26 protein-coding genes, 1 tRNA gene and 1 pseudogene are annotated in these 26297 nt (G+C 66.8%); 11 read left to right on the top strand and 17 right to left on the bottom strand.

The features are described from left to right. Positions 1-45: 45 nt before the first annotated feature. From ACWEFV_RS27765 to ACWEFV_RS27755, 3 genes are all read left to right on the top strand, one after another. Positions 46-540 (top strand): lipoprotein LpqH, encoded by a 495-nt coding sequence (locus ACWEFV_RS27765; RefSeq protein WP_450072525.1) that lies wholly within the window; start codon positions 46-48, stop codon positions 538-540. Positions 541-646: 106 nt separating this feature from the next. Further along, on the top strand, positions 647-1981 hold the full coding sequence (locus ACWEFV_RS27760; RefSeq protein WP_450072524.1) for a PE-PPE domain-containing protein: 1335 nt from the start codon (positions 647-649) through the stop codon (positions 1979-1981). 23 nt (positions 1982-2004) lie between these two features. After that, the gene (locus ACWEFV_RS27755) at positions 2005-3771 is read left to right on the top strand and encodes a penicillin-binding transpeptidase domain-containing protein (RefSeq protein WP_450072523.1); all 1767 of its coding nucleotides are present in this window, start codon (positions 2005-2007) and stop codon (positions 3769-3771) included. On the opposite strand, the gene ACWEFV_RS27750 is transcribed toward ACWEFV_RS27755, so the two are convergent. Genes ACWEFV_RS27750 through ACWEFV_RS27740 form a run of 3 tightly spaced genes read right to left on the bottom strand, consistent with a single transcriptional unit; the run spans position 3768 to position 8031 of the window. After that, the gene (locus tag ACWEFV_RS27750; RefSeq protein ID WP_450072522.1) at positions 3768-5474 is read right to left on the bottom strand and encodes a diol dehydratase reactivase ATPase-like domain-containing protein; all 1707 of its coding nucleotides are present in this window, start codon (positions 5472-5474) and stop codon (positions 3768-3770) included. The genes ACWEFV_RS27755 and ACWEFV_RS27750 overlap by 4 nt on opposite strands. Beyond that, positions 5471-5815, bottom strand: coding sequence for a diol dehydratase small subunit (locus ACWEFV_RS27745; RefSeq protein WP_135459359.1), 345 nt, complete (start codon positions 5813-5815; stop codon positions 5471-5473). The genes ACWEFV_RS27750 and ACWEFV_RS27745 overlap by 4 nt, the downstream gene beginning before the upstream one ends. Beyond that, positions 5812-8031: a propanediol/glycerol family dehydratase large subunit gene (locus ACWEFV_RS27740; RefSeq protein ID WP_450072595.1), complete on the bottom strand. Its 2220-nt coding sequence runs from the start codon at positions 8029-8031 to the stop codon at positions 5812-5814. The genes ACWEFV_RS27745 and ACWEFV_RS27740 overlap by 4 nt, the downstream gene beginning before the upstream one ends. Positions 8032-8199: 168 nt before the next feature. On the opposite strand from ACWEFV_RS27740, the gene ACWEFV_RS27735 reads away from it, so the two are divergent. From ACWEFV_RS27735 to ACWEFV_RS27725, 3 genes and pseudogenes are all read left to right on the top strand, one after another. Beyond that, a complete protein-coding gene (locus ACWEFV_RS27735) occupies positions 8200-8634 on the top strand; it encodes a hypothetical protein (protein WP_450072521.1) in 435 nt (144 codons plus the stop codon). Further along, a complete protein-coding gene (locus ACWEFV_RS27730) occupies positions 8570-10378 on the top strand; it encodes a peroxidase family protein (protein ID WP_450072520.1) in 1809 nt (602 codons plus the stop codon). The genes ACWEFV_RS27735 and ACWEFV_RS27730 overlap by 65 nt, the downstream gene beginning before the upstream one ends. Before the next feature lie 9 nt (positions 10379-10387). Next, positions 10388-10726 (top strand): annotated as a pseudogene (locus tag ACWEFV_RS27725) (nitroreductase/quinone reductase family protein); the annotation flags it as partial. A gap of 238 nt (positions 10727-10964) precedes the next feature. On the opposite strand, the gene ACWEFV_RS27720 reads toward ACWEFV_RS27725, so the two are convergent. From ACWEFV_RS27720 to ACWEFV_RS27710, 3 genes are all read right to left on the bottom strand, one after another. Then, positions 10965-11055: transfer RNA gene (locus ACWEFV_RS27720), tRNA-Ser, on the bottom strand. Positions 11056-11217: 162 nt separating this feature from the next. Continuing rightward, positions 11218-11673 carry a nucleoside deaminase gene (locus ACWEFV_RS27715; protein WP_135459363.1) on the bottom strand — a complete coding sequence of 152 codons (456 nt, stop codon included), beginning with the start codon at positions 11671-11673 and terminating at the stop codon, positions 11218-11220. Then, positions 11670-12176, bottom strand: a complete 507-nt coding sequence (locus ACWEFV_RS27710) for a tRNA adenosine deaminase-associated protein (protein ID WP_135459364.1) — start codon at positions 12174-12176, stop codon at positions 11670-11672. Before ACWEFV_RS27710 ends, ACWEFV_RS27715 begins: the two co-directional genes overlap by 4 nt. A 98-nt stretch (positions 12177-12274) precedes the next feature. Between ACWEFV_RS27710 and ACWEFV_RS27705 the strand changes: the two genes are divergently transcribed. Then, on the top strand, positions 12275-13219 hold the full coding sequence (locus tag ACWEFV_RS27705; protein ID WP_450072594.1) for a prephenate dehydrogenase: 945 nt from the start codon (positions 12275-12277) through the stop codon (positions 13217-13219). Here ACWEFV_RS27705 and ACWEFV_RS27700 read toward each other — a convergent pair. From ACWEFV_RS27700 to ACWEFV_RS27680, 5 genes are read right to left on the bottom strand one after another with little or no spacing between them, the layout of a single operon-like run. Then, a complete protein-coding gene (locus ACWEFV_RS27700) occupies positions 13182-13769 on the bottom strand; it encodes a putative glycolipid-binding domain-containing protein (RefSeq protein WP_135459365.1) in 588 nt (195 codons plus the stop codon). The two genes, ACWEFV_RS27705 and ACWEFV_RS27700, sit on opposite strands and share 38 nt — an antisense overlap. Next, entirely contained in the window at positions 13766-14560 is a 795-nt protein-coding gene (locus ACWEFV_RS27695; protein ID WP_450072519.1) for an ABC transporter permease, read from the bottom strand. Before ACWEFV_RS27695 ends, ACWEFV_RS27700 begins: the two co-directional genes overlap by 4 nt. Further along, positions 14557-15222 (bottom strand): ABC transporter permease, encoded by a 666-nt coding sequence (locus ACWEFV_RS27690; protein WP_450072518.1) that lies wholly within the window; start codon positions 15220-15222, stop codon positions 14557-14559. Before ACWEFV_RS27690 ends, ACWEFV_RS27695 begins: the two co-directional genes overlap by 4 nt. A gap of 3 nt (positions 15223-15225) precedes the next feature. Beyond that, positions 15226-16332: an ABC transporter ATP-binding protein gene (locus ACWEFV_RS27685; RefSeq protein WP_450072517.1), complete on the bottom strand. Its 1107-nt coding sequence runs from the start codon at positions 16330-16332 to the stop codon at positions 15226-15228. Further along, on the bottom strand, positions 16329-17243 hold the full coding sequence (locus tag ACWEFV_RS27680; protein WP_135460322.1) for an ABC transporter substrate-binding protein: 915 nt from the start codon (positions 17241-17243) through the stop codon (positions 16329-16331). Before ACWEFV_RS27680 ends, ACWEFV_RS27685 begins: the two co-directional genes overlap by 4 nt. Before the next feature lie 155 nt (positions 17244-17398). Here ACWEFV_RS27680 and ACWEFV_RS27675 point away from each other — a divergent pair, with 155 nt between their 5' ends. After that, positions 17399-17803, top strand: coding sequence for a LapA family protein (locus ACWEFV_RS27675; protein WP_135459369.1), 405 nt, complete (start codon positions 17399-17401; stop codon positions 17801-17803). A 3-nt stretch (positions 17804-17806) separates the two neighbouring features. Here the strand turns inward: ACWEFV_RS27675 and ACWEFV_RS27670 are convergent, their stop codons facing one another. Together ACWEFV_RS27670 and ACWEFV_RS27665 are read right to left on the bottom strand one after the other, a co-directional pair. Then, positions 17807-18829 carry a phosphotransferase family protein gene (locus ACWEFV_RS27670; protein WP_135459370.1) on the bottom strand — a complete coding sequence of 341 codons (1023 nt, stop codon included), beginning with the start codon at positions 18827-18829 and terminating at the stop codon, positions 17807-17809. 9 nt (positions 18830-18838) lie between these two features. Beyond that, positions 18839-19447 (bottom strand): histidine phosphatase family protein, encoded by a 609-nt coding sequence (locus tag ACWEFV_RS27665; RefSeq protein WP_135459371.1) that lies wholly within the window; start codon positions 19445-19447, stop codon positions 18839-18841. Between the two features lie 48 nt (positions 19448-19495). Between ACWEFV_RS27665 and ACWEFV_RS27660 the strand changes: the two genes are divergently transcribed. Further along, positions 19496-20251 (top strand): SDR family NAD(P)-dependent oxidoreductase, encoded by a 756-nt coding sequence (locus ACWEFV_RS27660; RefSeq protein WP_450072593.1) that lies wholly within the window; start codon positions 19496-19498, stop codon positions 20249-20251. 399 nt (positions 20252-20650) lie between these two features. On the opposite strand, the gene ACWEFV_RS27655 is transcribed toward ACWEFV_RS27660, so the two are convergent. The 3 genes from ACWEFV_RS27655 to ACWEFV_RS27645 form a co-directional block, all read right to left on the bottom strand. Continuing rightward, a complete protein-coding gene (locus ACWEFV_RS27655) occupies positions 20651-20857 on the bottom strand; it encodes a hypothetical protein (RefSeq protein ID WP_450072516.1) in 207 nt (68 codons plus the stop codon). A 364-nt stretch (positions 20858-21221) separates the two neighbouring features. Further along, on the bottom strand, positions 21222-21986 hold the full coding sequence (locus ACWEFV_RS27650; RefSeq protein WP_450072515.1) for an alpha/beta fold hydrolase: 765 nt from the start codon (positions 21984-21986) through the stop codon (positions 21222-21224). A gap of 38 nt (positions 21987-22024) precedes the next feature. Next, a complete protein-coding gene (locus ACWEFV_RS27645; protein WP_450072514.1) occupies positions 22025-23221 on the bottom strand; it encodes a saccharopine dehydrogenase family protein in 1197 nt (398 codons plus the stop codon). Between the two features lie 110 nt (positions 23222-23331). Between ACWEFV_RS27645 and ACWEFV_RS27640 the strand changes: the two genes are divergently transcribed. Continuing rightward, positions 23332-24912 carry a flavin-containing monooxygenase gene (locus ACWEFV_RS27640; protein WP_450072513.1) on the top strand — a complete coding sequence of 527 codons (1581 nt, stop codon included), beginning with the start codon at positions 23332-23334 and terminating at the stop codon, positions 24910-24912. 28 nt (positions 24913-24940) lie between these two features. Further along, the gene (locus ACWEFV_RS27635; protein ID WP_450072512.1) at positions 24941-25387 is read left to right on the top strand and encodes a hypothetical protein; all 447 of its coding nucleotides are present in this window, start codon (positions 24941-24943) and stop codon (positions 25385-25387) included. Here ACWEFV_RS27635 and ACWEFV_RS27630 read toward each other — a convergent pair. Beyond that, complete coding sequence (locus ACWEFV_RS27630; protein WP_450072592.1) at positions 25341-26183, bottom strand: PaaX family transcriptional regulator C-terminal domain-containing protein; 843 nt, start codon at positions 26181-26183, stop codon at positions 25341-25343. The two genes, ACWEFV_RS27635 and ACWEFV_RS27630, sit on opposite strands and share 47 nt — an antisense overlap. Positions 26184-26297: the final 114 nt, after the last annotated feature.

Genomic DNA, 26297 nt, shown 5'->3' with positions numbered 1-26297 from the left:
AGCCCGCCACTCATGACGGGCTGCGCAACCGTGAGGAGAGCAGTGGTGAAGCGTGAGTTCCTGGTGGCTGTAGGCGGCGCCGCGATCGTCGTCGCAGGCCTGTCTGGCTGTTCGTCGAGCGACAAGAAAGACACTTCCAGCGACACGAAAGCGACCGCGTCGGCGACCGCGTCGGTCGAGGCCGGCGGTGCCACGGCGACAACGGGCACGGGCACCGCCCGCGTCTCCATCGACGGCAAAGAGCAGAAGCTGGAGGGCACAGTCGTGTGTGCCACGGTCGCAGGCAATGTCAGCCTGTCCGTCGGACAAGGCATGTCCGGAGTCACCGCCACGCTCAGCGAGGGCGACAAGCCATCGGTGACCGCCGTGGCGTTGGGCAATATCGACGGCGTCAGCCTCGGCTACACCCCCGGCGTTCCCGGCGGCAGCGCAGAAGCCACCAAGGATGGCAACACCTACACGATCAAGGGCGAAGCGACCGGCGCCGGTGGAACGGGCATGGTTACCAAGCCTTTTGAGCTCGAAGTGTCCTGCCCCTAGCAGTTTCGTCATAACTAGCAAACATCTGGCATAGTGTGGGCCCGGACTGACCCCGGGCCCACGCTCCGTTCTCAGTCGTTTCCACCCGCACGATCTGAGGAGCACCGTGGCCACTCACCGTAAGCGCGCGCGTTCATCCGCTGCCGTGGTGGCCGGTGCCACCGCCGGCTTGGCGGCAGTCCTCACGTTCGGACAGGTCGCCGACGCGCTCGCGGCCACCCTGCCGGGCAACAACGCTGTCGTAGGGGTGGGCGGGGCAAGCGACACCAAGAGTGCGCGGATCCAGGACAAGTTTCTCGGCGAGTACGTTCCGTACAACAACAAGTTCGTCAGCGTCGATGACGACCAATACAAGGCCGTCGAATATTCGGCCTCGCTGCCGATCGATTCGGGTGTGGCTGACGGGCGCGCGCCGCTGATCCAGCAAGTGGGCGTCGCCCGCACCCAGGTCGGCCCCAACGGGACGGTCTACATCGTCGGCTACTCCGAGGGGTCCCTCGTCGCCGAGAATTACAAGCGCGAACTGAATGCCGGAACGGTGGATCCCGGCGGGAACATTGAATTCGTCTACATCGCGGCACCGACGGTTCCCAACGGCGGAATCTATGCCCGCTTCCCGGATCTGGGGCCGCTCGGACTCCTCGGGTTCACCAGCACCGGCGCGGCAGCGTCCACCCCCTACAGCCAAACCTTCGTCACCATCGAGTACGACCCGATCGGTGACTTCCCGGCCTATGCCAACCCGCTGTCACTGGCCAATGCCGCCGCGGGGTTCTTCTATCTGCACGGTGATCCGACCCCGGATGCCACCGGTCTGAACGACGCGGACGGGCTGTTGGTCAAGACCGTCCAGAAGCCCGGCGGGGCCACCGACACCTACATCCTGGTCAAGACCGAGCATCTGCCCTTGCTGCAGCCCATCCGGGACGTATCCACCGCGCTGAACACCACAGCATTCACCGAGCCGGTGCTCGGCGCGATCGAGCCGACACTCAAGCTCGGCGTCGATATGGGCTACACCGACCGTCACTACCAGAATGCCGACACGCCGACCCGCTTCTCGTTGATCACCCCACCCAAGCGGATTGCCGAGACCATCAACCAGCTGCCCGACGCCTTGCAGCAGGGCGCGGACAACTTCAGGAACGGATTGCCTTCTACCACATCGCCTTCGACGACGTCGGGACCCACCGAACGCAACGCGGAGAAGAAGGACATCCCCAAGGTCGTTGAGCCGAAAGTCGAGACCAAGGACGGGGCCTATGTCCCCAGGAAGCCGGTCAAACGCACCCCCGTACAGCGGCGCGACGACGTGGGCAACGCGGTGTCGGACGTGACGACGAACGTCAGGGATTCGTTCAAGCCGAAGCCAAAGCCGAAACAGGAGGCCAAGCCCAAGGCCGGGTCGGACCACGAGTCAGGCACCGACAAGGCCGCCTGACTCGCTGATGTCATGCTGGGAGCATGACTCAACGGCGCGCCTTGCTCTTGCTGCTGTGCCTGTTTCTCCCGATCGTGGGATGTTCCTCCTCTCCCGACCCGGCTGACCGCTTCGCCGCCTTCGCCGATGCCCTGCAGCGTAAAGACGCCGGCGGAGCAGCCGCACAGACCACCGACCCCGCATCCGCCGAGCCGGCAATCAAGTCGATGTTCGACGGCATGGGCGATGCCGCCGCGGTCAAGGTCAGCGCCGAACCCGAGGACGGCAACGAGTCCGGCGCGACGCTGAAGTATCAGTGGTCTTGGGGCGAAGGCCACGATTTTGCCTACGACACCACGGGTACCGCCACCAAGACCGGTGACGACTGGCGTATCTCCTGGACGCCGACGCTGTTGCACCGAGATCTGCGGGACGGCTTGAGGTTTCAATACAGCACCGACAGCGACCTGCAGACCCCGGTGCTCGACCGGACCGGTCAGCCGTTGATGACGTGGCAGACCGTGGGGGTGATCTCCCTGGACCGCGCCCACCTGGATTCGGCCGCCCCACTGGCCGCGCTGCTGGCCCCCTTCGATGCCACCACCACCGCGGAATCCATCGGCGCACAGTTCGCGTCGAACTCCGATGACCGGGTGACGGTGATGAAGTTGCGCGAAGACGACCTCTCAGCGGTGCGCGACCAACTGACCCAGGTTCCGGGTGTGACGGTGGCCGAGCAGGGTGAGCTGCTGACAGCCGACCGCCAGTTGTCCTCACCCGCCATCGGCGGGCTGGCGCAGCTGTGGCACGACCGGATCACCAAAGCCGCCGGGTGGTCGGTCTATCTGGTCGACGGGAAGGGCGCAGCCGCTCAGCGGCTGACCGCGCAACCACCGGCGCCGACCGACCCGATGCGCACCACGCTGGACCTGCGGCTGCAACTGCTTGCTCAACACGCGGTCGCCCAGGAGGCCCGGCCCGCCGTGGTGGTCGCGATCTCCGGCTCGACGGGCGGCATCCTGGCCGCCGCGCAGAACACCGCCGCAGATCCGCAAGGCGCCATTGCCTTTTCGGGTCTCTATCCGCCGGGCTCGACGTTCAAGACCATCACCACCGCTGCCGCTCTGGAAGCCAACCTGGCGACCCCGGACACCCCGGTGGCCTGCCCCGGCCGGTTGACGATCGAGAACCGCACCATTCCCAACGACGACGACTTCGACCTGGGGACGGTGCCGTTGGCGTCGGCGTTCTCGCATTCGTGCAACACCAGCATGGCCGCCCTGTCGGACAAGCTGCCGCCTGACGCACTGACCAAGACCGCCCGAGCCTTCGGCATCGGGGTGGACTTCACCATCCCGGGGCTCACCACGGTGACCGGCCGGGTTCCCAACGCGGACACCGCCGCCCAGCGGGTCGAGAACGGTATCGGCCAGGGAACCGTGACGGTCAGCCCGTTCGGCCTCGCGGTCGCCGAGGCGAGCCTGGCGCACGGCTCGACCATCCTGCCCACCCTGGTCGACGGCGACAAGGTGACCGCCGATACCCCCTCGGAGTCGCTGCCGGCCGCCGTCACCGGGGCACTGCGGGACATGATGCGCAAGACCGTGACCGAGGGCACCGCAAGCCAATTGAGCGATATCCCCGATCTCGGTGGCAAGACCGGCACCGCCGAGTTCGGCGACAACACGCACTCGCACGGATGGTTCGCCGGTATCGCCGGTGACATCGCGTTCGCCACCCTGGTGGTGGGCGGTGACTCGTCGACGCCGGCGGTGAAGATCTCCGGAGACTTCCTGCGGGCTACCGGTTAGCCGGCCGACAGGTGGACGAGGCCCGAGGCGACCGCAAACCGCGGGCCGTGCACCCCGTCGATGTTGGCCCGCCCCACCACAACTCCCAGGCTGCGCAGGGATTCGCCGACCGTGCGCAGCAGTTCGTCGTCGAGTGCTCCACCGCCGGCCAACACCAACGCGGTCGGTGGTTTCTCGAATGCGGCCAGGCAGCGGGCGATGTTGGCCGCCACGGTCTCCTGCTTGATCGCCAGCCGTAGACTGCGCCATTCCTCGGCCGCCAGCTTGGTGGAGAACGGCACCAACCCGGCGGTGCCGCGGGTGCACAGCCGGCCGATCGCGTCGGCCGGGGCCGGTGCGCCGAGGAACAGGCGTCGGCCGTCCTCCTCGTGCGCGACATGGGGCCCCTCGACCCGGATCGCCGGGGTGCGCTTGACCCGCTCGGCCAGTGCCCGCGGGATGTTCAGCATGCGTGCCACCGCGACGGTGATGGTCTCCCCCGCCCCCGCCGCCGTGACCGTGCGATCCGGGCCGATCAGATCGATGGTGCCGCCGCCGATATCGCACACCACCGAATCCGGCGGCAGCCCCGGTGTGGTGCGTGCACCCCGCGCGGCGGCCTCCGGCTCTCCTGCGATCGTGTGGGCCGGACGCCCGGTCAGCGCGGCAAGTGTCGTCGCGGCATCCTCGACATGATCGGCCGCCAGCAGTGCCACCACCGTGCCGCGGGCATCCGCCACGCCACGGCGCAGCCACGTTCCGCTGTCGAGGGCGGCGAGGTCGGTGAAAAAGGCGTCGTCGAGGGCGATCTCATGATCGGCGGTCGGGATGGAGCGCAACCGGATCCGCACCACACTGCCCGGCAGTTCGCGACGCAGGATCGCGTGGGCCTGCGCAGGCGAATAGCGCACAACTCGCCCATCGATCCGAAACTCGACGTAATCGTCGTCCACCGCAGGCGGTTCCGGCGCCTCGGTGCGCGCCGTCACGGCGATGGCCGGGGAATCCGAAAGTTCCCTGGTGAATTCGGCGACGTCGTGGATCTGCTCGTGGCCGAGTTCCAAAGCCGCACACAGCGCGATCGGATCTGCCAGGGCCCGGTAGGCGCGCCCCTCGGCCACCACCTCCACCGCGACGAGCACACCGGAGGCCAACCCGTCGAGCATCACCTCGTCGACCACCGGAAGGTCGAGCGGAATCCGGTTGCGGATCAACACCGCATCGTCCTGGGCGGCCAGTACGCCCTCGATGGTCCAACCCCGGGACACCGCGGCGGTGATCGCAGCCGCGGCGACCTCGAAATCGGTGTCGCCGTCAACCGAGACGATCACCGGACCGGCCTGCGGTTCATAAACCAGTTCCCGCAGCGGCACGTGCCGGCCGACGGCGTACCCCGTACCGGCCGGGGTGCTGGCATCGGGCTTGCGCAAGCTGCGCACCGGTGAGCGCGGCGACGGCGCCGGGGCCAGCGGGGCGGTTTCGGTGTCGACCGGCCGGATCGCCGAGAGCGCCAACTCATCGGCCCGAACCGAAGCGTCGACCTCGATGCGGTGCAGCAGCGCCGCCGCTCCCTCCAAGGAGTCCCGAGATCCCTTGCGGCCCCGGGTCGGCGTCTGGCCGTGGGCGATCGGCTCGACGGTGCCGTCGATGATTCGGGCCAGGACGATCTCGGTGGTGTGGTTGCCGACGTCGATGCCGGCCACGACGCGGGGAACCGACGTCACCGCAACAGACCCCGCCTGGCGTACACCACGGCGGCCTGCCGCACCAGCTCGGCACAGCGCGCCGCGCCGCGGGTCTCCAGTGACGCCTGCAACGCGTCGAGTTCGGCGGCCGTGGAGCGGTGCGGGCGCAGCGCCTCGTACAGGCCCATCACCTCTTCATCGTCGATGGTCGCCAATTCGGCTGCACGCAGGAAGTTCTCGGCGAGCTGCGGGTTGCCGTTCTCCTCGGCGACGACAGCCTGGTGCGCGAGCGTGGCCGGGTCCATCCGCAGATCCGACAGGTCCAGCTTGCCGTCGACGGCTGCTGCGACTGAAAACTTCTGGGCGGACTCCTCACTCATGCCCGCGTCACCTCCACCGTAACGGGCGCCTGGCCCGGTTCACTGGCCTCACGTTCCAATGCCACCAGGGCCACCGCGCGGGCGTGGTAGCGCGCCGATATCGACTCGTCGGTGCCGCCGGTCAGGATCGGCACCGGCGCCATACCCTTGGCGTGACGGGCGGCATTGCGGCCCAGCTCGCGATAGTTCCGCGCGGTCAACAGCGGAGCCACGCTGAACAGCTCCAGGTTGGCCAGCGGCGCCAGATCCCGCCGATGAATGAGCGCAGTGCCCTTGCCCTGCAATCCGATTCCGATGCCCGACCCGGACAGCTTGGCCGCGGTCAGGCCGATCAGGCCGACGTCGATGGTGGAACGCACCCGCACGAACCGCGGCACACAGCCCTCCTCCTCCAGCCCGGCGGAGAGTTGGCGGATCACCTCGCCGATCGGCAGGCCGCACAGGCTCAGCCACACACTGCGGCCCAACGCCGGGGACAACCCGATGACCACCTCGCGGGGATCGCTGCCCTGCCGGGCCGGTTCGAGGTCGGTGACGGTGATGTGGCCGGCATGCGCGGCCTGGTCGGCGGTGAGCTCGGCGCCGTTGCGCTGCTGACGGATGTTGTCGATCTCGGCCCGGCGCTCATCGGTCGGCGTGTAACCCGTTCCGGGACCGGTGTAGTCATTCGGGTCGGTGATCTTGGACAGCACCCGGAACTGCTCGTCGAAGATCGCCGAGGTCTGCAACTGGTCACCACGCAGACGCTCGGACGTGAGCCGCATGACGGCCTCGGCCTCCTCGTCGTAACCGGTGCGCTTCAGGGAGGCGACCACGTCGAATACCGTGAGCTGCCTGGCCTCGATGGCGTTGGCCGCTTCCGCGACGGCCTTCGGATCGCCGGGCGGCAGATCGCGTGACCCGTTGGCGACCACCACCTCCTCGATGTGGCTGTCGTCGAAATCCGCCAGACCCAGATCGCGGTACACCGCCTGCACGGCCGTCGCCGCCCTTCGACGGACTGCGGCCAGGTGCTCGGGCGATACCGTGCGCAGGCCGCCGTCGGCACCCCAATCCCGTTGCAAGACCAGGAAATCGTCCATGTCGTCGGAGTTGAAGTTGGACAGCGCGAACGCGTTGTCGTAGCGCGGGATCGAGCCGAAACCGGAGAAGATGAAGTCCGCGCCGGCCAGCAGCACCGGCAGGGTGTGGGCGCTGCGGCGGATGTCGGACTCGGAGATCAGGTTGTCATTGCCCGCGCACGACTCCAGATCCCGCATCATCACCATCAGGTTCTCGGCGAGCAGCTCCTTCATGCCCTCGGGCACCGAGGCCACCACACCGACCCCGTCGATGCCGCCGTTCTGCACACCTTGGGAACCCAGCGCCCGGGCCAGCGACACGCACCGCGATTCCAGGTACAGGATCGAGCATTTCTCGGCCGCACCCATCAGCACCTCGGCACCGCCGCCGCTGGTGACCCTCATCTTGAGCCCGCGCGACGCGTAGGCACTCGTCAGGATCGCCTTCGAGAACGGCGTGTCATCGCCGTCGACGAACACCTGCTCGGTGCCGTAGATGGAAATGGTCTCGGCGTAGCTGGTCAGCCCGCGCATACCGAGGCGCAGTTCCAGCGCCTCCTCGATCGCACACTGCGCCATCGCGCCCGGAGTCCCGACCTGTGAACCGATCAGCAGCGCAACGGCATTCGAGGACGCATCCCCGAGCACCGGCACCGTGGTCTCGACCTCGCGGAACCCGTAGGCCACCGCGCTGGCCGCGTCGGCGGCGATCAGCATCGGATCGTCGAGCTGGTTGGTGACGTGGGCCTGATTGCTCGGGGTGCGCCGGGCCCGCATCTTGGCCATCGCCATCTGGATCTCGACCGGCGTCAGTACGGCGATGACCCTCGCGAGTTTGGCCGGCGTGGTGCCGCCGATCAGCCGGACCACCTCGGCGCGCGGCACGTTGAGGTCGACGGTCTTGCGGGCCAGTTCGGCGTCGGACATGGCCATGGCCTCGGGCGCGGCGTCGAGGTCGAGGCCGTATCGGGCGATGAACTCGTCGATCACGTCGAAGTCGGCGGCGGCTTTGCCGTCCATCTCGATGACCTGGCCGTCACGCAGCACCAGCGACGGTTCCGGATCATGCGGGCTGCGCATCGCGACCAGGCCCAGCTCCGGGTTGGCCACACTGAACCCGTCGAGGTTCACCGGTTTCGCATCGAGGATCCGCATCCTGCCGAGGTAGGCACCGCCGTCATCCGCCACGCCGACCATTTTGCGTGACGAACGCTATTTGGTCTACCCATTACGCCTTTTGGTGTCAGACCCTCGACGAAGACATCGCAAAACAAGTAGCCGACTACTCATGCACCGGCGCCGGCGAACACCCAAGATCTAGACATGCTGAGCCCGACAGCAGCACGCACCGCACTCGCGGTGATCCGGATCATCAATGGCGCGACCGCCCTTGTGGCGCCCGAAAGACTGCTCACCCGACTGGGAGTCGACACCACCCGCGACCGTTCGGCGAGCTATCCGTTCCGGATGTTCGGCATCAGGACCGTGCTGATCGGGCTGGATCTGTTCCTACTGCGAGGCAGCGAACTGCGTCGGGCCGAGAACCTCGCCGTCCTGATCCATGCCACCGACACACTGTCGGCCGCCGTCACCACAGCCCGCGGCGATCTGCCGCGCCGTCACGGCGTGACGGCCACCGTCATCTCCGCAATCAACACCGCTCTCGCCATCGTCGTATGGAAAGGACGCCCCGATGTCACCTTGGACGCCACCCCCGAAGCCGTCACTGCCCACCAGGCTGTTCCTCAAGGCCACTGAGCTGATCGACCGCCGGATCGGCTGGGACAAACTGCCTCCGATACTGGGGATCTCGGTGCTGGTCGGGATCCGAGACGCGTTGCGCGAACACAACCTGTTCGACACCTATCAGGGCCGGCCACCGGAGGCACCGGCGCTGGTCCCGACCGAATACCTGACCGTCCGGACGGCCAACGGCTCCTACAACGACATTGCCGCCCCGTCGATGGGCATGGCCAACACCCGATTCGGACGCAATGTGCCGCTGAAGGAGGGCCGCGCCGAGCATATGCCGCAGCTGATGGATCCCAATCCCCGACTGATCAGCACAAAGCTGTTGCAACGCCGTGAATTCCGGCCGGCCACCACGCTCAACGTGCTGGCCGCGGCCTGGCTGCAGTTCGAGACCCGGGACTGGTTCAGCCACGGCACCGACGCCAATCGAATGCTGGAGATTCCCCGACCCGACGGTGACGACTGGCCCGAGGACACCATCAAGATCCCCGCCACGACCGCCGACCCCACGGCGGAGCGGAACGACACGACCTGCACGACTTTCCTGAACACCGAGACCCACTGGTGGGATGCCTCGCAGATCTACGGCAGCAACCAACAGTTCCAGGACTCCGTCCGCACCCATCGGGACGGCAAGGTGCGCATCGACGCCGACGGGTTCATCGACATCGACCCGGCCCTGATCGGCGCTGCCGGCGGCGCGGACGGGTGGTGGCTGGGCATGGAGCTCATGGGCACGATCTTCATGCGCGAGCACAACGCGATCTGCGACCGTCTGAAGGCGTCGTACTCGCACTGGTCCGACGATCAGCTGTTCAACAAGGCGCGGCTGATCAATGCCGCACTGATCGCCAAGATCCACACCATCGAATGGACCCCGGCGATCCTCGGCCATCCGACCCTGCAGATCGGCATGCGGGCCAACTGGTTCGGTTTGGCCGGAGAGCATGTCAAGGACTTGTTCGGCCGACTGAGTTCCAGCGATGTGCTCAGCGGCATCCCTGGTTCGACGACCGACCACCACACCGCGCCGTACTCGATCACCGAGGACTTCGTCACTGTCTACCGGATGCATCCGCTGGTTCCCGACGACTACGAATTCCTCAGCCTCACAACCGGAGTCGAGCCGCGCATGCTCACCTTCGGTGACATCCACGGCGGTGCGAACTCCCGCGGGGTACTCAAGAGCATGGGTGTGGCCGAAAGCCTGTACTCCCTGGGCGTCGCCCATCCCGGTGCGGTCACCCTGCACAACAGCCCGACCTTCATGCGGGACTTCCAGCGCACCGACGAGCACACGCTCGACATGATCGCCACCGACATCCTGCGTTCCCGCGAACGTGGGGTCCCGCGCTACAACGACTTCCGCCGCGCACTACGGCTGAATCCGGTGACGAGTTTCGATCAGATCAGCGGCGGCGACGCCGAGACGGCCGCCACGATGGCCGAGATCTACGGGGGCGACATCGAGAAGGTCGACACCACGGTCGGCATGTTCGGCGAGAAGCTGCCCGAGGGATTCGGATTCAGCGACACCGCATTCCGCATCTTCGTATTGATGGCGACCCGACGCCTGAAGAGCGACCGCTTCTTCACCGTGGACTTCACGCCGCGCGTCTACACCCCCGAAGGTATGGACTGGATCGACCGCAACGACATGACCTCGGTGCTGCTGCGTCACTATCCCGAGCTCGAGCCCTCGCTGCGGGGGCAACGCAACGCCTTCGCGCCGTGGACGCGGATCGAGTAGGGCTGCACCATGTCCGGCTCGCTCAACGGAATCCCCCGGGTCAACCTGGAGATCCGACCGCTGTGGAAGCGGGAGTTCTTCTGGTTGATCGGGGGCAAGCTGTTCACCACCGAGCGGGCCGCGGCGGTGTGGCGGCGGTTCGTCGTGTCGCTGGAGGCCCCGGTGCTGAACGCGAGCCGTGGGCGGATGCGGTTGAGCCAGGGCGTCCCCGTGCTCGTACTGACCTCGACCGGCGCACGCAGCGGCAAGAAGTTCGAAACCCCACTGGCCTACTTCACCGATGGCGATGACGTGATGTTGATCGCCTCCAACTACGGGCGTGACCGCCACCCCGGCTGGTATCACAACCTGCTCGCCCATCCGGAATGCGAGCTGCACATCGGTCAGCGGGTCAGACCGCGACCGGCTCTACACCCTGGCCACCGACCGGCTCAACAAAGGCTGGGGCGTGTACAAAAGGCGCACCGACGGAATCAGGACCATCCCGGTGCTGCGGTTGTCTCCCGATGGGCGGGCACTGTGACGACTGTGCAAGGGGACCCGAAACCAAAAACCCGCCACCTGCGTAAGCAGGAGGCGGGGCTTATGGCGGTGGCGGAGGGATTTGAACCCTCGGACGGGGGTTACCCGTCACACGCTTTCGAGGCGTGCTCCTTAGGCCGCTCGGACACGCCACCGTGTGGCAGCTTACCGGGCGAGCGCCGCAAGCCCTAATCGTGGCCGGCACGGGTGCTGATACGCGCTCTCAACCGGCGAGAGTGGATCTGTTGCGAAGAATCGGCCGAAAACTCGCAACCAATCCACACTCGGCGCGAGTTCGGGGCGCCACCGACACCCACTCACCGCTGGGCCGCGAAGAACTCCTCCAGCAGGGCCGCGCACTCGTCGGCCAGGACTCCGCCGACCACCTCGGGACGGTGGTTGAGCCTGCGGTCGCGCACCACGTCCCACAGCGAGCCGACCGCCCCGGTCTTGGGTTCCCACGCGCCGAACACCACCCGCGCCACCCGGGCCAGCACCAGAGCACCCGCGCACATCGTGCACGGCTCGACGGTCACCGCCAGCGTCGCGCCTTCCAGCCGCCAGCCATCGCCGAGCACCCGGGCGGCCTCGCGCATCGCCACGATCTCGGCATGCCCGGCAGGGTCCCCGGTGGCCTCACGGACATTGGCGGCGCGGGCCAGCTCGGTGCCGTCGGCGGCGAACACCACCGCGCCGATCGGCACATCGCGAGGACCGGCCGTCCGGGCAGCCTCCAGCGCCGCGCGGATCAGGGCGTCGTCAGAGGCACTCACCGACCGAGCCGGTCGAGCACCGCCGACAGCTCATCGGCGAAACCCATCTCGCGGGCGATCCGGCCGATCTGCTCGTCGGCGTACAGGTCGGTCTCGGACAGGATCACGCCGAGCACGTCCTCGTGCAGACCGATGTCGGACAGCACCGACAGGTCGCCCTCCTCGAACGGATCCGAGTCCTCGAGATCCTCTTGTTCGAGGTCCGCATCCAGGCTTTCCAGCGCCTCGGCGGCGATGTCGTAGTCCAGCGCAGCCGTCGCATCCGACAACAGCAACCGCGTTCCCGCAGGTGCCGGCCGCACGATCACAAAGAATTCGTCATCCACGTCGAGCAGCCCGAAGACCGCCCCGGCACTGCGCAGCTCACACAGCTCGGTCTCGGCCGCGGTCAGGCTCTTCAACGAGGACGAACGCATAGGGGCGCACCGCCACTTGCCGTCCTCCCGGACAACGGCCACTCCGAAGCCATCGGGCAGGTCTGCCGGCGCACGCTGTGCTCCCATGCCCGCCTACGGTAGTCGCCGACCAGCAATTTTGACAGGGATCACCTTCGGCCCCGGCACAGCCCGTATGCCAATCTTGATGCGTGACGAACACACCGGTGTGCGTGGTGGGCCTCGGCCTGATCGGTGGATCGCTGATGCGTGCCGCCGCCGGGACCGGCCGCGAGGTCTTCGGCTACAACCGGTCGATGGAGACCGTCGCCGCGGCAAAGTTCGACGGGTTCGACGCCACCGAGAACCTCGACGAGGCCCTGGGCCGGGCCGCTGACCGCAACGCGCTGATCGTGCTTGCGGTACCGATGCCGGCCATGCCGCAGATGCTCGACCACATCCGGCAGACCGCGCCGCTGTGCCCGCTGACCGACGTGACCAGCGTGAAGGGCGCGGTGCTCGACGAAGTGCGGCGGGCCGGCTTGTTGCCGAACTTCGTCGGCGGTCATCCGATGGCAGGCACCGCCCACTCGGGCTGGTCGGCCGGGGACGCCGCACTGTTCACCGGGGCCCCGTGGGTGGTCAGCGTGGACGATCACGTCGACGCTCGGGTCTGGTCCCTGGTCACCCAGCTGGCACTGGACTGCCACGCCGTCGTGGTACCGGCCCGCTCCGATGAGCACGACGCCGCCGCGGCCGCCATCTCCCACCTGCCACACCTGTTCGCCGAAACCCTGGCCCTGACCGCCGGCGAGATCCCGTTGGCCTTCGCCCTGGCGGCCGGGTCGTTCCGGGACGGCACCCGGGTAGCGGCCACCGCACCGGACCTGGTGCGGGCCATGTGTGAGGCCAACGCAGACCAGCTGCTACCCGCCCTCGAGCACGGCATCGAACTGCTGACCCGCGCCAAGGAAACGCTGGCAGCCACGGGTTCGGTGGCCGACCTGGTCGAGACCGGCCATGCCGCTCGGATGCGTTACGACAGCTTCAGCCGCCCCGAGATCATGACCACCGTGGTGGGCACGGACAACTGGCGGGCCGAGCTCGCGGCCGCCGGACGAGCCGGCGGGGTGATCAGATCCGCTCTGCCAGTCCTGGGTAATCAAGGATGAAGCCGTCGGGATCCACCGTGATGGTGGTGTCGGCGACCGGCGAGTGCAGCTTCACCGGGGCTCCGGGACCGGAGCTGCTGTAGCTGATGCTGGCGGTCTCCACCGAGAAGTCCGGCAACCGCACGTAGACCACCGGCAGGGTCATCGACTCAGCCCGCTCATGCAGGCCGGTCCGCCGGATCGGCAGCGCGTTGAAGAACGGGCTGAAGACGACGTCGACATCGAGCGCGCCGCCGAAGTCCGAGCGCTTGGTCTGGGTGTGGTCCTGCACCAGCCACATGTTCTCCTCGTCGCGCGCGATGGAGAGCTGGCGTTCCCGCTCGGCCAGCGTGACGCTGAGCGACAACCGCTTGGTGGCCCCGGTCTCGTCGGTGACCAGGTCATAGGAGGCCGAGAAAGCCGGGTGCGACGCGGTGGCGGCGGCCACAATCCGGCCGTAGGCCTTGATTCGCTTGCCCGACAGCTGAACCCGAACGGACTCCATCCGGGATACATCGTGCGCCCGCCACGTCAACACTGCTGGCCAGGCACGGTCCTTCTGGTCACTCACCCGTCTACCGTATGCGACGACACGCGGCCTTTGTAGCCGAGTCCGGAACTCCCGGCCGGACGCGACTCGAGTGCGATCTCGTCACCGAGCAACGGCTGGGGTAGGCGTCGCCCACCGATATTGCCGAACCCCAACCGGCCACTACCGGGCACCGACAACCACACCGCGAAGGCCAACGCGGCATCGAGAATCAAGGCCAGCGCCGTGACCATGAGCGCACCCACCAGCGCGATGTGGAACTGCCGCACCTTGATGCCGTCGATCAGATACCGGCCCAGACCCCCGAGGCTCGCGTACGCGGCGACCGTCGCCGTCGCCACGATCTGAAGCGTCGCGGTGCGCAGGCCGCCCACGATCAACGGCAGCGCGTTGGGCACCTCGACCCCGAACAGCACCCGGCGCTCGGTCATGCCCATCGACCGCGCCGCATCCACTACGGCAGGATCCACGTTCGCGATGCCGGCATAGGTCCCGGCCAGCAGCGGCGGGATGCCCAACAGCATCAACGCGACCGTCGGCGGCACCAGACCCAGCCCCCACAACAGCACCCCGAGCAGCAGCACGCCGAGCGTGGGCAGGGCGCGCAGGGCGTTGACGCCGGTGACGACGAGGAAGGTGCCGCGCCCGGTGTGCCCGATGAGCAGGCCGATCGGGATCGCGATCACCGCCGAGGCCAGCACCGCGACCACGGTGTACTGCAGGTGTTCGACGATGCGGGCGGCCAGGCCGGCGGGCCCGCCCCAGTTGGCGGCGGTGAAGATGAAGTCCAGTGCCTGCTGTAGGAAGTTCATGCGGCCGCCTTGATGCGCCGGGGCTTGCGGGCTACCCGAGTCCACGGCGTGATGACCTTGCCCATCAGCATGATCAGGCTGTCGATGACGACGGCCAGCACGAAGATCGCGATGATCCCGGCGATGATCTGGTCACTCTTGTTCGACTGGTAGCCCTCGGTGAACCAGGTACCCAAGCCGCCGATACCGATCACCGAGCCCACCGACACCATCGAGATATTGGTGACGGCGACGACCCGCAGTCCCGCGATCAACACCGGGATGGCGAGCGGAAGTTCCACCTTGAGCATCCGTACCAGCGGCCGGTACCCGATCGCCGTCGCCGCGTCACGCACCTGCTCGGGCACCGCGTCGAGCGCTTCGGGCACCGCCCGCACCAACAGGGCGGTGGTGTAAAGCGTCAGCGCCACAATGACATTGGCCTCATCCAGGATGCGGGTCGGGATGATCAGCGGTAGCACCACGAACAGCGCCAGCGACGGGATGGTGAAGATGACGCTCGCGGTCAGCGTGGTCATCCGCCGCAGTGCGGTGGTGCGCTGAACCGCTGCTCCCAGCGGGACGGCGATCAGCAGGCCCAGCACGATCGGCACCAACGACAACCGCAGGTGCACGACGGTCAGCACCCACAGGTCGTCGAGATGGTTGAGCAGGTATCGCATGGGCTACCCCAGCTCCGGGACGCGGCGCTGCTCCTTGAGTGCCTCGAGCACGTCGTCGGCGCGCACACCCCCGACGAGCTTGCCGTCCTCGTCGACCGCCACACCGAGCCCGCTCGGTGAGGACAGTGCGGAGTCCAGCGCCTGCCGCAGATTGCCGTCCGGCGGGAAGAAGGACCCACCACCGATGGTGCTGTCGTAGAGCTCATTGCCCTTGCGGTGCACCTCGACACCCTCGGCGTTGATCCACGCGAACGGTGTGCCGCATTTGATGACAAGCCGCCACTCTCCCGGGCTCAGGTTCAGCGCATCGATGCCGTCCTCGTCGACGTGCTTGATCTCGTGCAGTGGCAGCCCGCTGGCGTGGAAGAACTGCAGCCCGCGGTAACCGCGGTCGGCACCGACGAATCCCGACACGAGTTCGTTGGCCGGATTCGACAGGACGAACGCGGGATCGGCGTACTGCAGTAGGGCTCCGCCGCGGCCGAACACCGCAACCTTGTCCCCGAGCTTGACCGCCTCGTCGATGTCGTGCGTGACGAAGACGATGGTCTTGCGCAATTCGCTTTGCAATCGCAGGATTTCGGCCTGCAGATCCTCGCGGACCACCGGGTCTACCGCACTGAACGGCTCGTCCATCAACAGGATCGGCGGGTCCGCGGCCAGTGCGCGGGCCACCCCGACGCGCTGCTGCTGCCCGCCGGACAGCTGCGCCGGGTAGCGGTCGGCCAGTTTCGGGTCGAGCCCGACCCGTTCCATCACGCCGATCGCGGCCTTGCGGGCGCTGCGCCGGGATTCACCCCGCAGCACCGGCACCGTCGCGACGTTGTCGACCACCCGCAGATGCGGCATCAGCCCGGCACTCTGGATGACGTAGCCGATGCCGAGCCGCAGCTTGACCGGGTCGACCGTGCTGATGTCTTCCCCGTTGACCGTGAGGGTGCCCGAGGTGGGGTCGATCATTCGGTTGATCATTCGCATCGACGTGGTCTTGCCGCAGCCCGACGGGCCGACGAACACTGTCAGCGTGCCTTGCGGCACTTTCAGATTGAGGTTGTCGACGGCGACCGTGCCGTCGGGGTACTGCTTGGTGACGTTCTCGAAGGTGATCATTTGGTCACCGGCTTGTCGAATCCGTTTTCCTTGATCCATTTTTCGGCCGCCTCGTCGGGATCAACGCCGGCATTGCCCTCCACCGCGGTGTTCAACTCGATCAGGGCTTCGGTGGTGAGCTTGGCCGATACCGCGTCGAGCACGGTCTTGAGTTCATCGGACATCTTCTGCGAGGCCACCAAGGGAACGACATTGGCGGCCAGGAATACATTCTCGGGATCCTCCAGCGGCACCAGGTGGTACTGCTCGATCGCCGGTGAGGTGCTGAAGATGTTCGCGGCCGTGACGGCGCCACTGTTCAGCGCCTGCACGGTGGCCGGCCCGCCACCGTCACTGATCGCGACGAAGTTGACCGGCGCGATGTCCAGCCCGTACCGGGACTTCAGGCCGACCAGCCCCGTCTGGCGGGTCTGAAACTCCGATGGTGCACCGACTTTCACCTCGGCCGAATGCGCGGCCAGGTCCGCGACGGTCTTCAGGTTCCAGCGCTGGGCGGTCTCGGCGGTGACGGCGAGGGTGTCCTTGTCCTCGGCCGGGGACGGATACAGGATCGACAGGTCACCGGGCACGGCCTTCAGCAGCGCGATCAACACCTGGTCGGAGGTCGTGGCTGTCGCTTCAGCATCGAAGTACTGCAGGAGATTTCCGGTGTACTCGGGAATCAGGTCGATCGAGTGATCCTGCACCGCAGGCACATACGTCTCGCGGCTGCCGATTCCGAACTGCCTGCGGATCTGAAAGTCATTGGCCTCCAGAGCCTGGGCATAGATCTCGGCGATGATCTTGGACTCCGGGAAGTCAGCGGATCCGACCGTGATCGATTTCAGATCACCCGAGATAGGTCCGCCGCCCAGCGGATTGGAGCTTCCGCACGCCACCGCCAGCGGCACGATCAGGGCGAGCAGGGTCATCGCGATTGCCAGGGTTTTGCGCTGCACAGGCGCATCCTTTCGGCGACGGCGGCTGGACGATCAGCCTCTGACGACCCTAACGGCACACCCGACATGCCGCCGCGCTTTACCTCATGGTGGTTTGCATTGAGGCTTTGACGGGCAAAGATGTCAGTATGACCAGCGATCCGTCTGCATCGCCCGATTTGCCTGAGCCGACGCCGAATGTGCCGGTGCCACCGTCTCCCGACCCAGGCAAAGTCCCCGATGCCGGCAAGCCCGCCGCCAAGACAGGCAAGTCGGGTAAGGCCACCGAGCCCAAACTGACCCGCGCCGGGGCGCTGTGGTCAGCATTGATCCTGGGTTTCCTGGTGCTGATCGTGCTGCTGATCTTCATCGCGCAGAACACAGCCGCGGTCCCGCTCACCTTCCTGAGCTGGCATTGGTCGTTGCCGACGGGCGTGGCCATCCTGGGTGCCGCGGTGGCCGGTGGTCTGCTGACCGTCGCCGCCGGGTCGGCACGGATCTTCCAGTTGCGCCGCGCTGCCAAGAAGAACTTCAAGGCCGCCCAGCGCAGCTGACGCTCAACCCAGGGCGCGCAGTCCCGAAGCGATCGCCGGGGCCACCGCCGCGCCGACGCTTGAACTCCCCGGCGCTTCGGAACCCTGGCGGGCGCGGAAGTCGATACCGGCGGCGATGATCGCCGCCTTGAAATAGGCCAGCGCCATGTAGAAGTCCCAGTGCGCCAGCTCCTGGCCGGACTGCACCGAATAGCGGTTGGCCAGATCGTCGGCCGACGGCATCTGCGGTGAACTCCACGCCGCTTCCATGCTCAGGATCAGGTTGAACATCGGGTCGCGGTACACGCACATCAGCGCGGCGTCGCTCAGCGGGTCACCCAGGGTGGAGAGCTCCCAGTCCAGCACTGCGAGGACCTTCGTCGGGTCCTGCGCGTCCAGAATGGTGTTGTCGATGCGGTAGTCGCCGTGCACGATCGAGTTGCGGCTCTGCGCCGGAACCGAATCCGCCAGGGCCTGATGAAGGCGCTTGACGTCGTCATCCCGGGGATCGTCGGGCAGACGGACCAGGTCCCACTGCGAACCCCAGCGGCGCACCTGGCGTTCCAGATAGCCGGCGGGCTTGCCGAAGTCGCCGAGACCGACGGCGTCGGGGTCAACCGCGTGCAGGTCCGCCAGCACCCGGATCAGGGCGTCGACGCTGCTGCTGATCACCTGCTCGTCTCCCAGGGCGGCAAGCTCGTCGGCGCTGCGGACCACCTGGCCGTCGACGTTCTCGACCATCTGGAACGGCGCGCCGAGCACCGAGTCGTCGTTGCTCATCGTCACCGCGCGGGCGACCGGGACCGGGGTGCCGGCCAGCGCCGCCACCACCTTGTACTCGCGCGCCATGTCGTGCGCGGACGGGGTCAGACCGTGCAGCGGCGGACGCCGCAGCACCCACGCCGAGGCGTCGTCGGACACCCGGAAGGTGAGGTTGGAGCGGCCACCGGCGATGAGTTCGGCGCGGAGCTCACCGCTGCGGGCAATGCCCTCGGAACGCAGGTGCCGGTCCAGCGCGGCGAGGTCGAGGCCCTCCAGATTCGTCACGGTCACTGTTTACCACCGCACGTTTCGCGGCAGCAGGTCCCATACGTGCTCGGTGCCGTTCACCGAGGCGACGGCCAGCTTGCCCGAGCGGGACGACAGCAGCCGGGTGACCGAGGCGTAGTCGACGTGGAAGGACAGCAGCCGCTCGGTGCCCAGGATCTCGTGGAGCAGCACGTTGATCACGCCGCCGTGGCTGAACACCGCGACGGTGCCGTCATGGTCACCGGCGGCCACCAGGTCCTCGACGGCGGCATTGATGCGCGCCATGAAGGCGTTCTCGTCCACGCTGCTGGGCAGGTGCCCGCTCACCAGGCGGGCCAGCTCCTCGGGGTTCTCCTTCGCGATCTCCTCGATCGGCACGTAGTGCGACATGTCGCGGTCGTACTCGGCGAGCCGTTCGTCGACCTCGACCTGCAGCCCCAGCTCGGCGGCGAGCGGTCCCGCGGTCTGGATCGCGCGCCGCTGCGGGCTGCTGACGAGCCGGCTGACGGGGAACCGGGACAAGGCGGCGGGCAGGCGCTCCGCCTGCGCGATGCCTTCCTCGGACAGATCGGGATCGGACCCTTGACCGGGCTCACTGCGGAGCGGTAGAGCATGACGGACGAGAAGCAGTTGCACCGTGCCACCATAGGGCCGCGGTGCAGGACGGCCGGAGAGGGCTGCGACATGGGCTATGCCGACGAACTGTTCGACCTCACCGATCGCGTGGTGCTGGTCACCGGCGGCAGCCGCGGGCTGGGCCGGGAGATCGCGATGGGAGCCGCGCGCTGCGGGGCCGACGTGGTGATCGCCAGCCGCAACATGGATTCCTGTGTGGCCGCGGCCGAGGAGATCACCGCGGCCACCGGTCGCGCCGCCCTGCCTTATCAGGTGCACGTGGGCCGGTGGGATCAACTCGACGGTCTGGTTGAGGCCGCCTACGAGCGGTTCGGCATGGTCGACGTGCTGGTCAACAACGCCGGCATGTCACCGTTGTACGAGTCGCTCGGTTCGGTCACCGAGAAACTCTTCGACTCGGTGTTCAACCTGAATCTCAAAGGGCCGTTCCGACTCTCGGCGCTGCTCGGGGAACGTATGGCGGCCGACGGCGGAGGCGCCATCGTCAACGTCAGCTCGTCCGGGTCGCTGCGCCCCGACCAGTACATGCTTCCCTACGCCGCGGCCAAGGCCGGGCTGAACGCCATGACCGAAGGGCTGGCCAAGGCGTTCGGTCCGACCGTGCGGGTCAACACCCTGATGGCCGGGCCGTTTCTCACCGACATCAGCAAGGCCTGGGACATGGCCGGTGAGCCCTTCAGCCACCTGGCCCTTGGGCGGGCCGGCAATCCGCCCGAGATCGTCGGCGCCGCACTGTTTCTGATGTCGGATGCGTCCAGCTTCACAACCGGTTCGATCCTGCGGGTGGATGGCGGCCTGCCCTGAGGCGTGATGACCTCACCGTGAGTTGTCAGTCGCCACTCCGAAAGCAACCCAACTAAGTCGACTTTTTCGGGGGAACCTCACTCACGCAAGGCGGTTCAACGAGGCGACCACCTCGACCCGACCCTTCCCCAGCCCGGCGACCAGCGTCGACATATTACTACCGGTCGGGTACCCCGCCGAGGTCATGGGCCCAGAGCTTGCACTTCCGCCGTCGCACTATACGAACGTATTTCATACGGTCGTTTCTGCTACGATCGATTATGTTATGAACTATTGCCACATGGAGAACATGGGACCTCGCCCGAGAACGGAACAGACAATGACCGCAACATGTCGAACCACCGCGCCGCAGCATGCCGCCGACACGCCTTCCGGAGGACAACGCCGAGCAGACCAAGATCACCCCGTAGCGGCGGTAAACGACAGGAAGGTCCGAACCAGGATCCCCGCGGTCTTGCTGGCGACTCTCTGCAGCACGATGTTGGCCTCCGCGGCCTTGACGGCGGCACCGACAGCGGCCTCGGCCCCTTGCACCTTGGATCCGATCACCGGGGTCTGCTGGTCGGAGAATAGCCCGAGCAACAGTTTCGGAGGGTCGGCCAACATCCCCTGCCTGCCAGGGCGTTTGGGGCTGTGTATGGGCGCTCTCCAGAACACGCCGGTTCCAGGTTCTGCGCTGCAGACGCATCCTCCAGCCGGGCCGGCGCCGCGATCGGGACCTAATGGCAGCGGGCCGTAGCGAGGCGGACGCTGCCGGCTCCGCAACTCCGGACATACAACAATCGCCGCAACCTCTACAAGGAGAGTGTTGCGGCGTTTGTGTCAGCTATAGGAGTGATCAGTGCTGATCGTTGGAGTCAAGGGACAGTGGGGTTTTCCCGCGCGGACCGCCAACAAAATTGAGAAGTTTGCAGCACACGGCGTGGACGAAGTGATCAATCAAACCCGTGAGATCCCTGTCTGCATGGCATCATTCAAGCACCGCCGACGTCCAATGCAGAACGATGCGGGCGATCAGGCCCGGGTCGTCCAGCATCGGTACGTGCCCCACGTCACCGACGAACCTCCACGTGGCGTCCGGAACCAGCTGCCGCCAACCGAGTCCGTGCGGTCGGAGCGGAATGACCCGGTCTTCGGTGGGCCAGACGATCAGTACCGGCGCCATGCCCCGCGGGTACGGTTGTGCGACCGCGACGTCACGGAAGTGCTCGAACAGCGTTGAGTCCGCGGTGTCCAGAACGGACGCGGCAGCGTCCTCGGGGCTCAGATGAGCGCCGCGCCGGGCGATGTCACCGAAAGCGATCTGCCGGAGCAGGGGAACCCGCATCGCAGTCGGGACAACCGGCCGCAGTCGTTCGGCCAAGCGTCGGCCGGTGGCGACCGCGGCCGCCACCGCCGCGCCCCCTTCTGGCGTCCACCCGCCCGCGGGCGAAATCGCGACGACCGAACTGGCGCGCCCGCGACGGGCCAACTCCATCGCCACCAGCCCACCCAGGGAGTTGCCTGCGAGGTGCGCGGCCGAGACGGCGTTCCCGTCCATCACCGATTCGACCCAATCGACGAGGTCGTCCAGTGTCATGGTGGCGCCCGTGGCCGGGGTTCCGCTGTGCCCGGGCAGCGTCGGAGCGATCACCGTGTGATGCCGGGTGAGTTCCGGCAGGAGCCGATCCCACACCCGTGCCGACATCGTCGCACCGTGCAGCAGCACGAGCGGCTCACCGGTTCCCCCGACCACAAAACTTCCCGCAGGTCGTCGGTACACGTTGCGGTCACCTACTTTTCGATGATGACGGCGTCGATTCCCGGACCGTCCCCGACGCTGTCGGCCAGGTCGACGAAGAACCGGTCGAGGTCGACGACTGCATCCGGCGCGTGGACACCCGGACGTGTGATGGTTCCGTCGACCACCTGGGACAGGCCGAGTGCCAACGGGGTTCCGGTCGCGCGCGCCATGTCCGAGGTCAACGACGCCATGCCCGCCGATTCGTCGGTCAGGCGCGCCAGGACGGTGCGGGCTTCGCCATCCTTCGTCCCGATCGCGGCGGCGAAGAAGTGCGGCAGGTTGCCGGGCGACTTGAATTTGGCCGACCGCGCCATGGAACGAATTCCTCGACGCCATGACGGGCCGGCGAGATCCACCGCCGCGGATTCGTTGGTGAGTACTCCCTTGTCGATATCGGTCCGCAGCACGTCGAGGTAGGCCACGACGCCCGGCGAGATGATCATCAGGTTCGCCGAATCGCCCGTGACACCCAGCGTGCGCCGCAGGGTCAACGGCTCTGGATGGCCGACCGTGTACGCGGTCCCGGCCCGTCCGCCGGGCAGCGACAACGCGACCGGACGCAGTGGCGGTTCCTGCACGACCTGGCCCGCTCGAACGGTCGCCACGGTCCCGCTGATCTGCTGCATCCAGTGCACGGCAGCGGCAGTGGGCCGACCGTCCTGCCCCACCAGCAGATCGTTGTCCCTGTCGTCGTCCCCCTTGACGGGCCAGGCCGTGTAGACGTCGTCGACGCGATCGAGTTCCCGCGCCGCCATGGCGGCGAGCAGGTTGCTGACGCCGGGGCTGGCTCCCATCCCGACGATCGCGCATACCCCCGCCTGACGAGCCGACTCGTCGAGCTCGAGCATCGGCAACGTCGGCTCCCAGTCGTCGCAGATGTCGAGATAGTGCGTCCGCGTCTCGATCGCGGCCCGCAGCACCGCAAGACCGAATCGGAAATACGGGCCCACCGTGTTGAGCACTACGTCCGCGGACTCGAGGGCGCTGCGCAGGCTGTCCTCGTCTGTCACGTCGACGCGGCGCGCCGACACCGGGACACCGGAACTGGTGAGTTCGCGTGCCAGGCGTTCGGCGGCCGCGTGATCACGATCGGCGATCACCACCTCCGATACTCCGGCTATCCCGACCGCCATCCGCGTGGCGACCACACCCATTGCGCCCGGGCCACCCAAAGCGACTACCTTCATCCTCCAGCCTTTCGAACGATTTCATATCGGTCGTTTACTATACGATCGAACCTATCATGAACTATCGCCATGCGGAGACCGAGCGACTTCGCCGGAGAACGGAACAGTCAATGACCGAAACACATCGCCGAACCATCGAGGCGCAGCGCGCCGTCGACGCGCCTTCCTCCGGAGGGCACCAGGACGCCCTCGCGGACAAGCACACTCAAGTACTGGTCGTGGGTGCCGGCTTCGCCGGTATAGGCGCGGCCATTCGGCTTCTGCAAGAGGGCTTCAAGGACGTCCTGGTCATCGAGCGCGAATCGGAGGTGGGGGGTACCTGGCGCGACAACACCTACCCCGGCTGCGCCTGCGATGTTCCCTCCGACCTGTACTCCTTCTCCTTCGCGCCGAATCCCGACTGGGGCAAGAGGTTTGCCCCGCAATCCGAGATCGCGGAGTACCTCCGTCGATGCGCGGACCGATTCGGGGTCCGACCCCGGCTCCGGTTGGGATGCGAACTCACCAGCGCGCGATGGGACACCGACGGGCAGCTGTGGCAGGTCGGGACCAGTAGGGGACCGCTCACTGCCGACATCCTGGTCATGGCGCAGGGTCCGCTCTCGGAACCGGCGATACCCCGGATACCGGGAATGGAGCAGTTCGAGGGGGAATCGTTCCACTCGGCACGGTGGGACCACTCGCTGGACCTGTCCGGACTTCGAGTCGGAGTCATCGGCACCGGAGCGAGCGCCGTGCAGTTCGTTCCCGAGATTCAGCGAAATGCCGCTCATCTGACGGTCTTTCAGCGAACCCCGTCGTGGATCACACCGCGCCATGACTGGACGGTCCCGAACTGGCGGAAGTCGCTGTTCCGCCGGTTTCCGGTGCTCCAGCGCATCTCGCGCAGTCTGGAGTACCTTTCGCGCGAGGTGTCGGTGCCGGCGCTGATGGGGAATTCGTTGCTGCGCAAGGTGGGACAGCAGTCGGCAGAGTCACACCTCAAACGTCAAGTCCAGGATCCCGTGCTCCGCGCGAAGCTCACCCCCGACTACGACCTCGGATGCAAGCGGGTGCTGCTCTCCGACAACTACTATCCCGCGCTGACCCAGCCGAACGTGTCGGTCGTGACCGACCGATTGGACAGCATCGGTGCCCGTTCGGTGCGGACCACATCATCGAGCGGCGACGAGATGGACCACGACATCGACGTCCTTGTCTTCAGCACCGGATTCCGCGTGACCGATGGATCCCACACTCGCGTCGTGGTCGGCGCCGACGGACGGTCCCTCGATGAAGTGTGGGGCGGAAGCCCCAACGCCTACCTCGGGACCACCGTCGCCGGGTTCCCCAACCTGTTCTTGATGGCGGGGCCCAACACCGGCCTGGGACACAACAGTCTGATCTACATGATCGAATCGCAGATCGGCTACCTATTGAGTTGCCTGACGTTCATGCGCGATCTCCGCGTGCGAGCGGTGGAGGTCACGGCGTCCGTCCAGCAGCGGTACAACGACGAACTCCAGCGGCGGCTGGCCCCGTCGGTGTGGGCGAGCGGCGGTTGCTCCAGTTGGTACAAGGACGCAACCGGTCGCATCACGACGATCTGGCCCGGGCAGACATGGGAGTACCGGGACCGAACCGCGACGTTCGACCCGGAGGCCTACGAGGTGACGGTGGATGAAAGACCCTCTGTCTCGACCCTCGTCTGAATCCGTGGCGCGGGGTTGGTCACGGATCGTGGTCGATATCTTGCAGATCCGCCCGGCTCGCCGGCTGGTCGCCATCGAGGCGTCCGGCGCCATCCTATTCGCGGCGGTGACGCTGCCATTCACGCAGTTCGATGCCGACCGCGTTCCGGACTGGACGCAGCTGCTGGGGCTGGTGCTGCTGCTCACCGTGTTCGGGGTGAACCTGCACACGTGGTGCAAGGTTGTCAGCGGAGGGCTGGCCGCCTACGGCTCCCAGGCTCTGGCGCGGGCATCCCGCTTCGAAGACCAGCTCGCAGACGAGAAGCGCCTGCGGGTCGTCGCGATGATGTACGTGGTCAGCCCCGTTCTACTCATCCCGATCCCCTCCAACTGGGTGCGGTTCTGGTTCGGGTTCACGGTGGTGACCGCTGTCCTGGCGACCGTGTCGCTCATTGCTCTCGTTCGAAGTGAGATCCGGAGAGGGCATCGGAGATGACATCGGCATAGGCACGGAACAGACGGGGCCTGGCGGTCTGCGGTTCGAGGGTCCGCAGGATCGACCAGCATTCGGCGACAAGGGTCCGCGCTTCCGTGCCGGGCCACGGACTCGGCAGCAGTTCCGGTGGTAGCAGCGGATCGGGCTTCATGGCCCGTGTGAACTCGGCCGCGAGTTCGATTGCAATGGTGAGTAATTCCGCTTCGTCCAGGCGTTCGGCGCCGCGCAACCGCGCGAGGCGGGTGCGCGCGACCGAGGCGAGGCGGAGATGCCCCTCCGCGATGGTGTCCAGCGGCCACATGCGGGCGGCGATCTCCCTGGGATCATCGGTACCGCCCGTCCTCAGGTTCGTCGTCGTGAAGCAGGTGAAGTGGTCGGAGACACCGAGTTTCGACGCCAGATCGGCGATGTGGGACTCCCACGAGTTGGCTGCGACGTACAACCCTCCCTGGATCGGCGCGCCGCCGAGGTAAATGATGCCGTCCCGCATTGCATCTCGAGACTGACGCATCGTCTCCGGTATCGCGAATGCCACAATGTGCCAGATCCCGTCCCACGGAGCCTCGCCTCGGTCCTGCGCGAACATCAGGCGCACGAAGTCTGCGTCGGGCACGATATTGGTGTCCGCATTCGCTGTCGCACGCAATTCCGCGCGACGACCCCGGCCGTACTGCGTGAATTGCCCGTCCGATACCAGCCGCCGAATACAAAGGCGCACTTGCTGATCGGTCATCCCGAGAGCATTTGCCACCGCATAGAGTTCACCGGCGTCGATGGTGCCGTCCTCGCACACCATGCTCTCCACAAGCACGCGGGTCGGCACCTCGACCACATGATCGGACGCCTCGTCCAAGGGGCACCTCTCTGTACGCGTAGCAATAATGGCCAGGATCCAACACTATCGTTTTTG

Source organism: Mycobacterium sp. NPDC004974 (genome assembly GCF_053600815.1).
The sequence above is the reverse complement of the archived record's forward strand: the minus strand, read 5'-3'. Positions and strand labels throughout refer to the sequence as shown.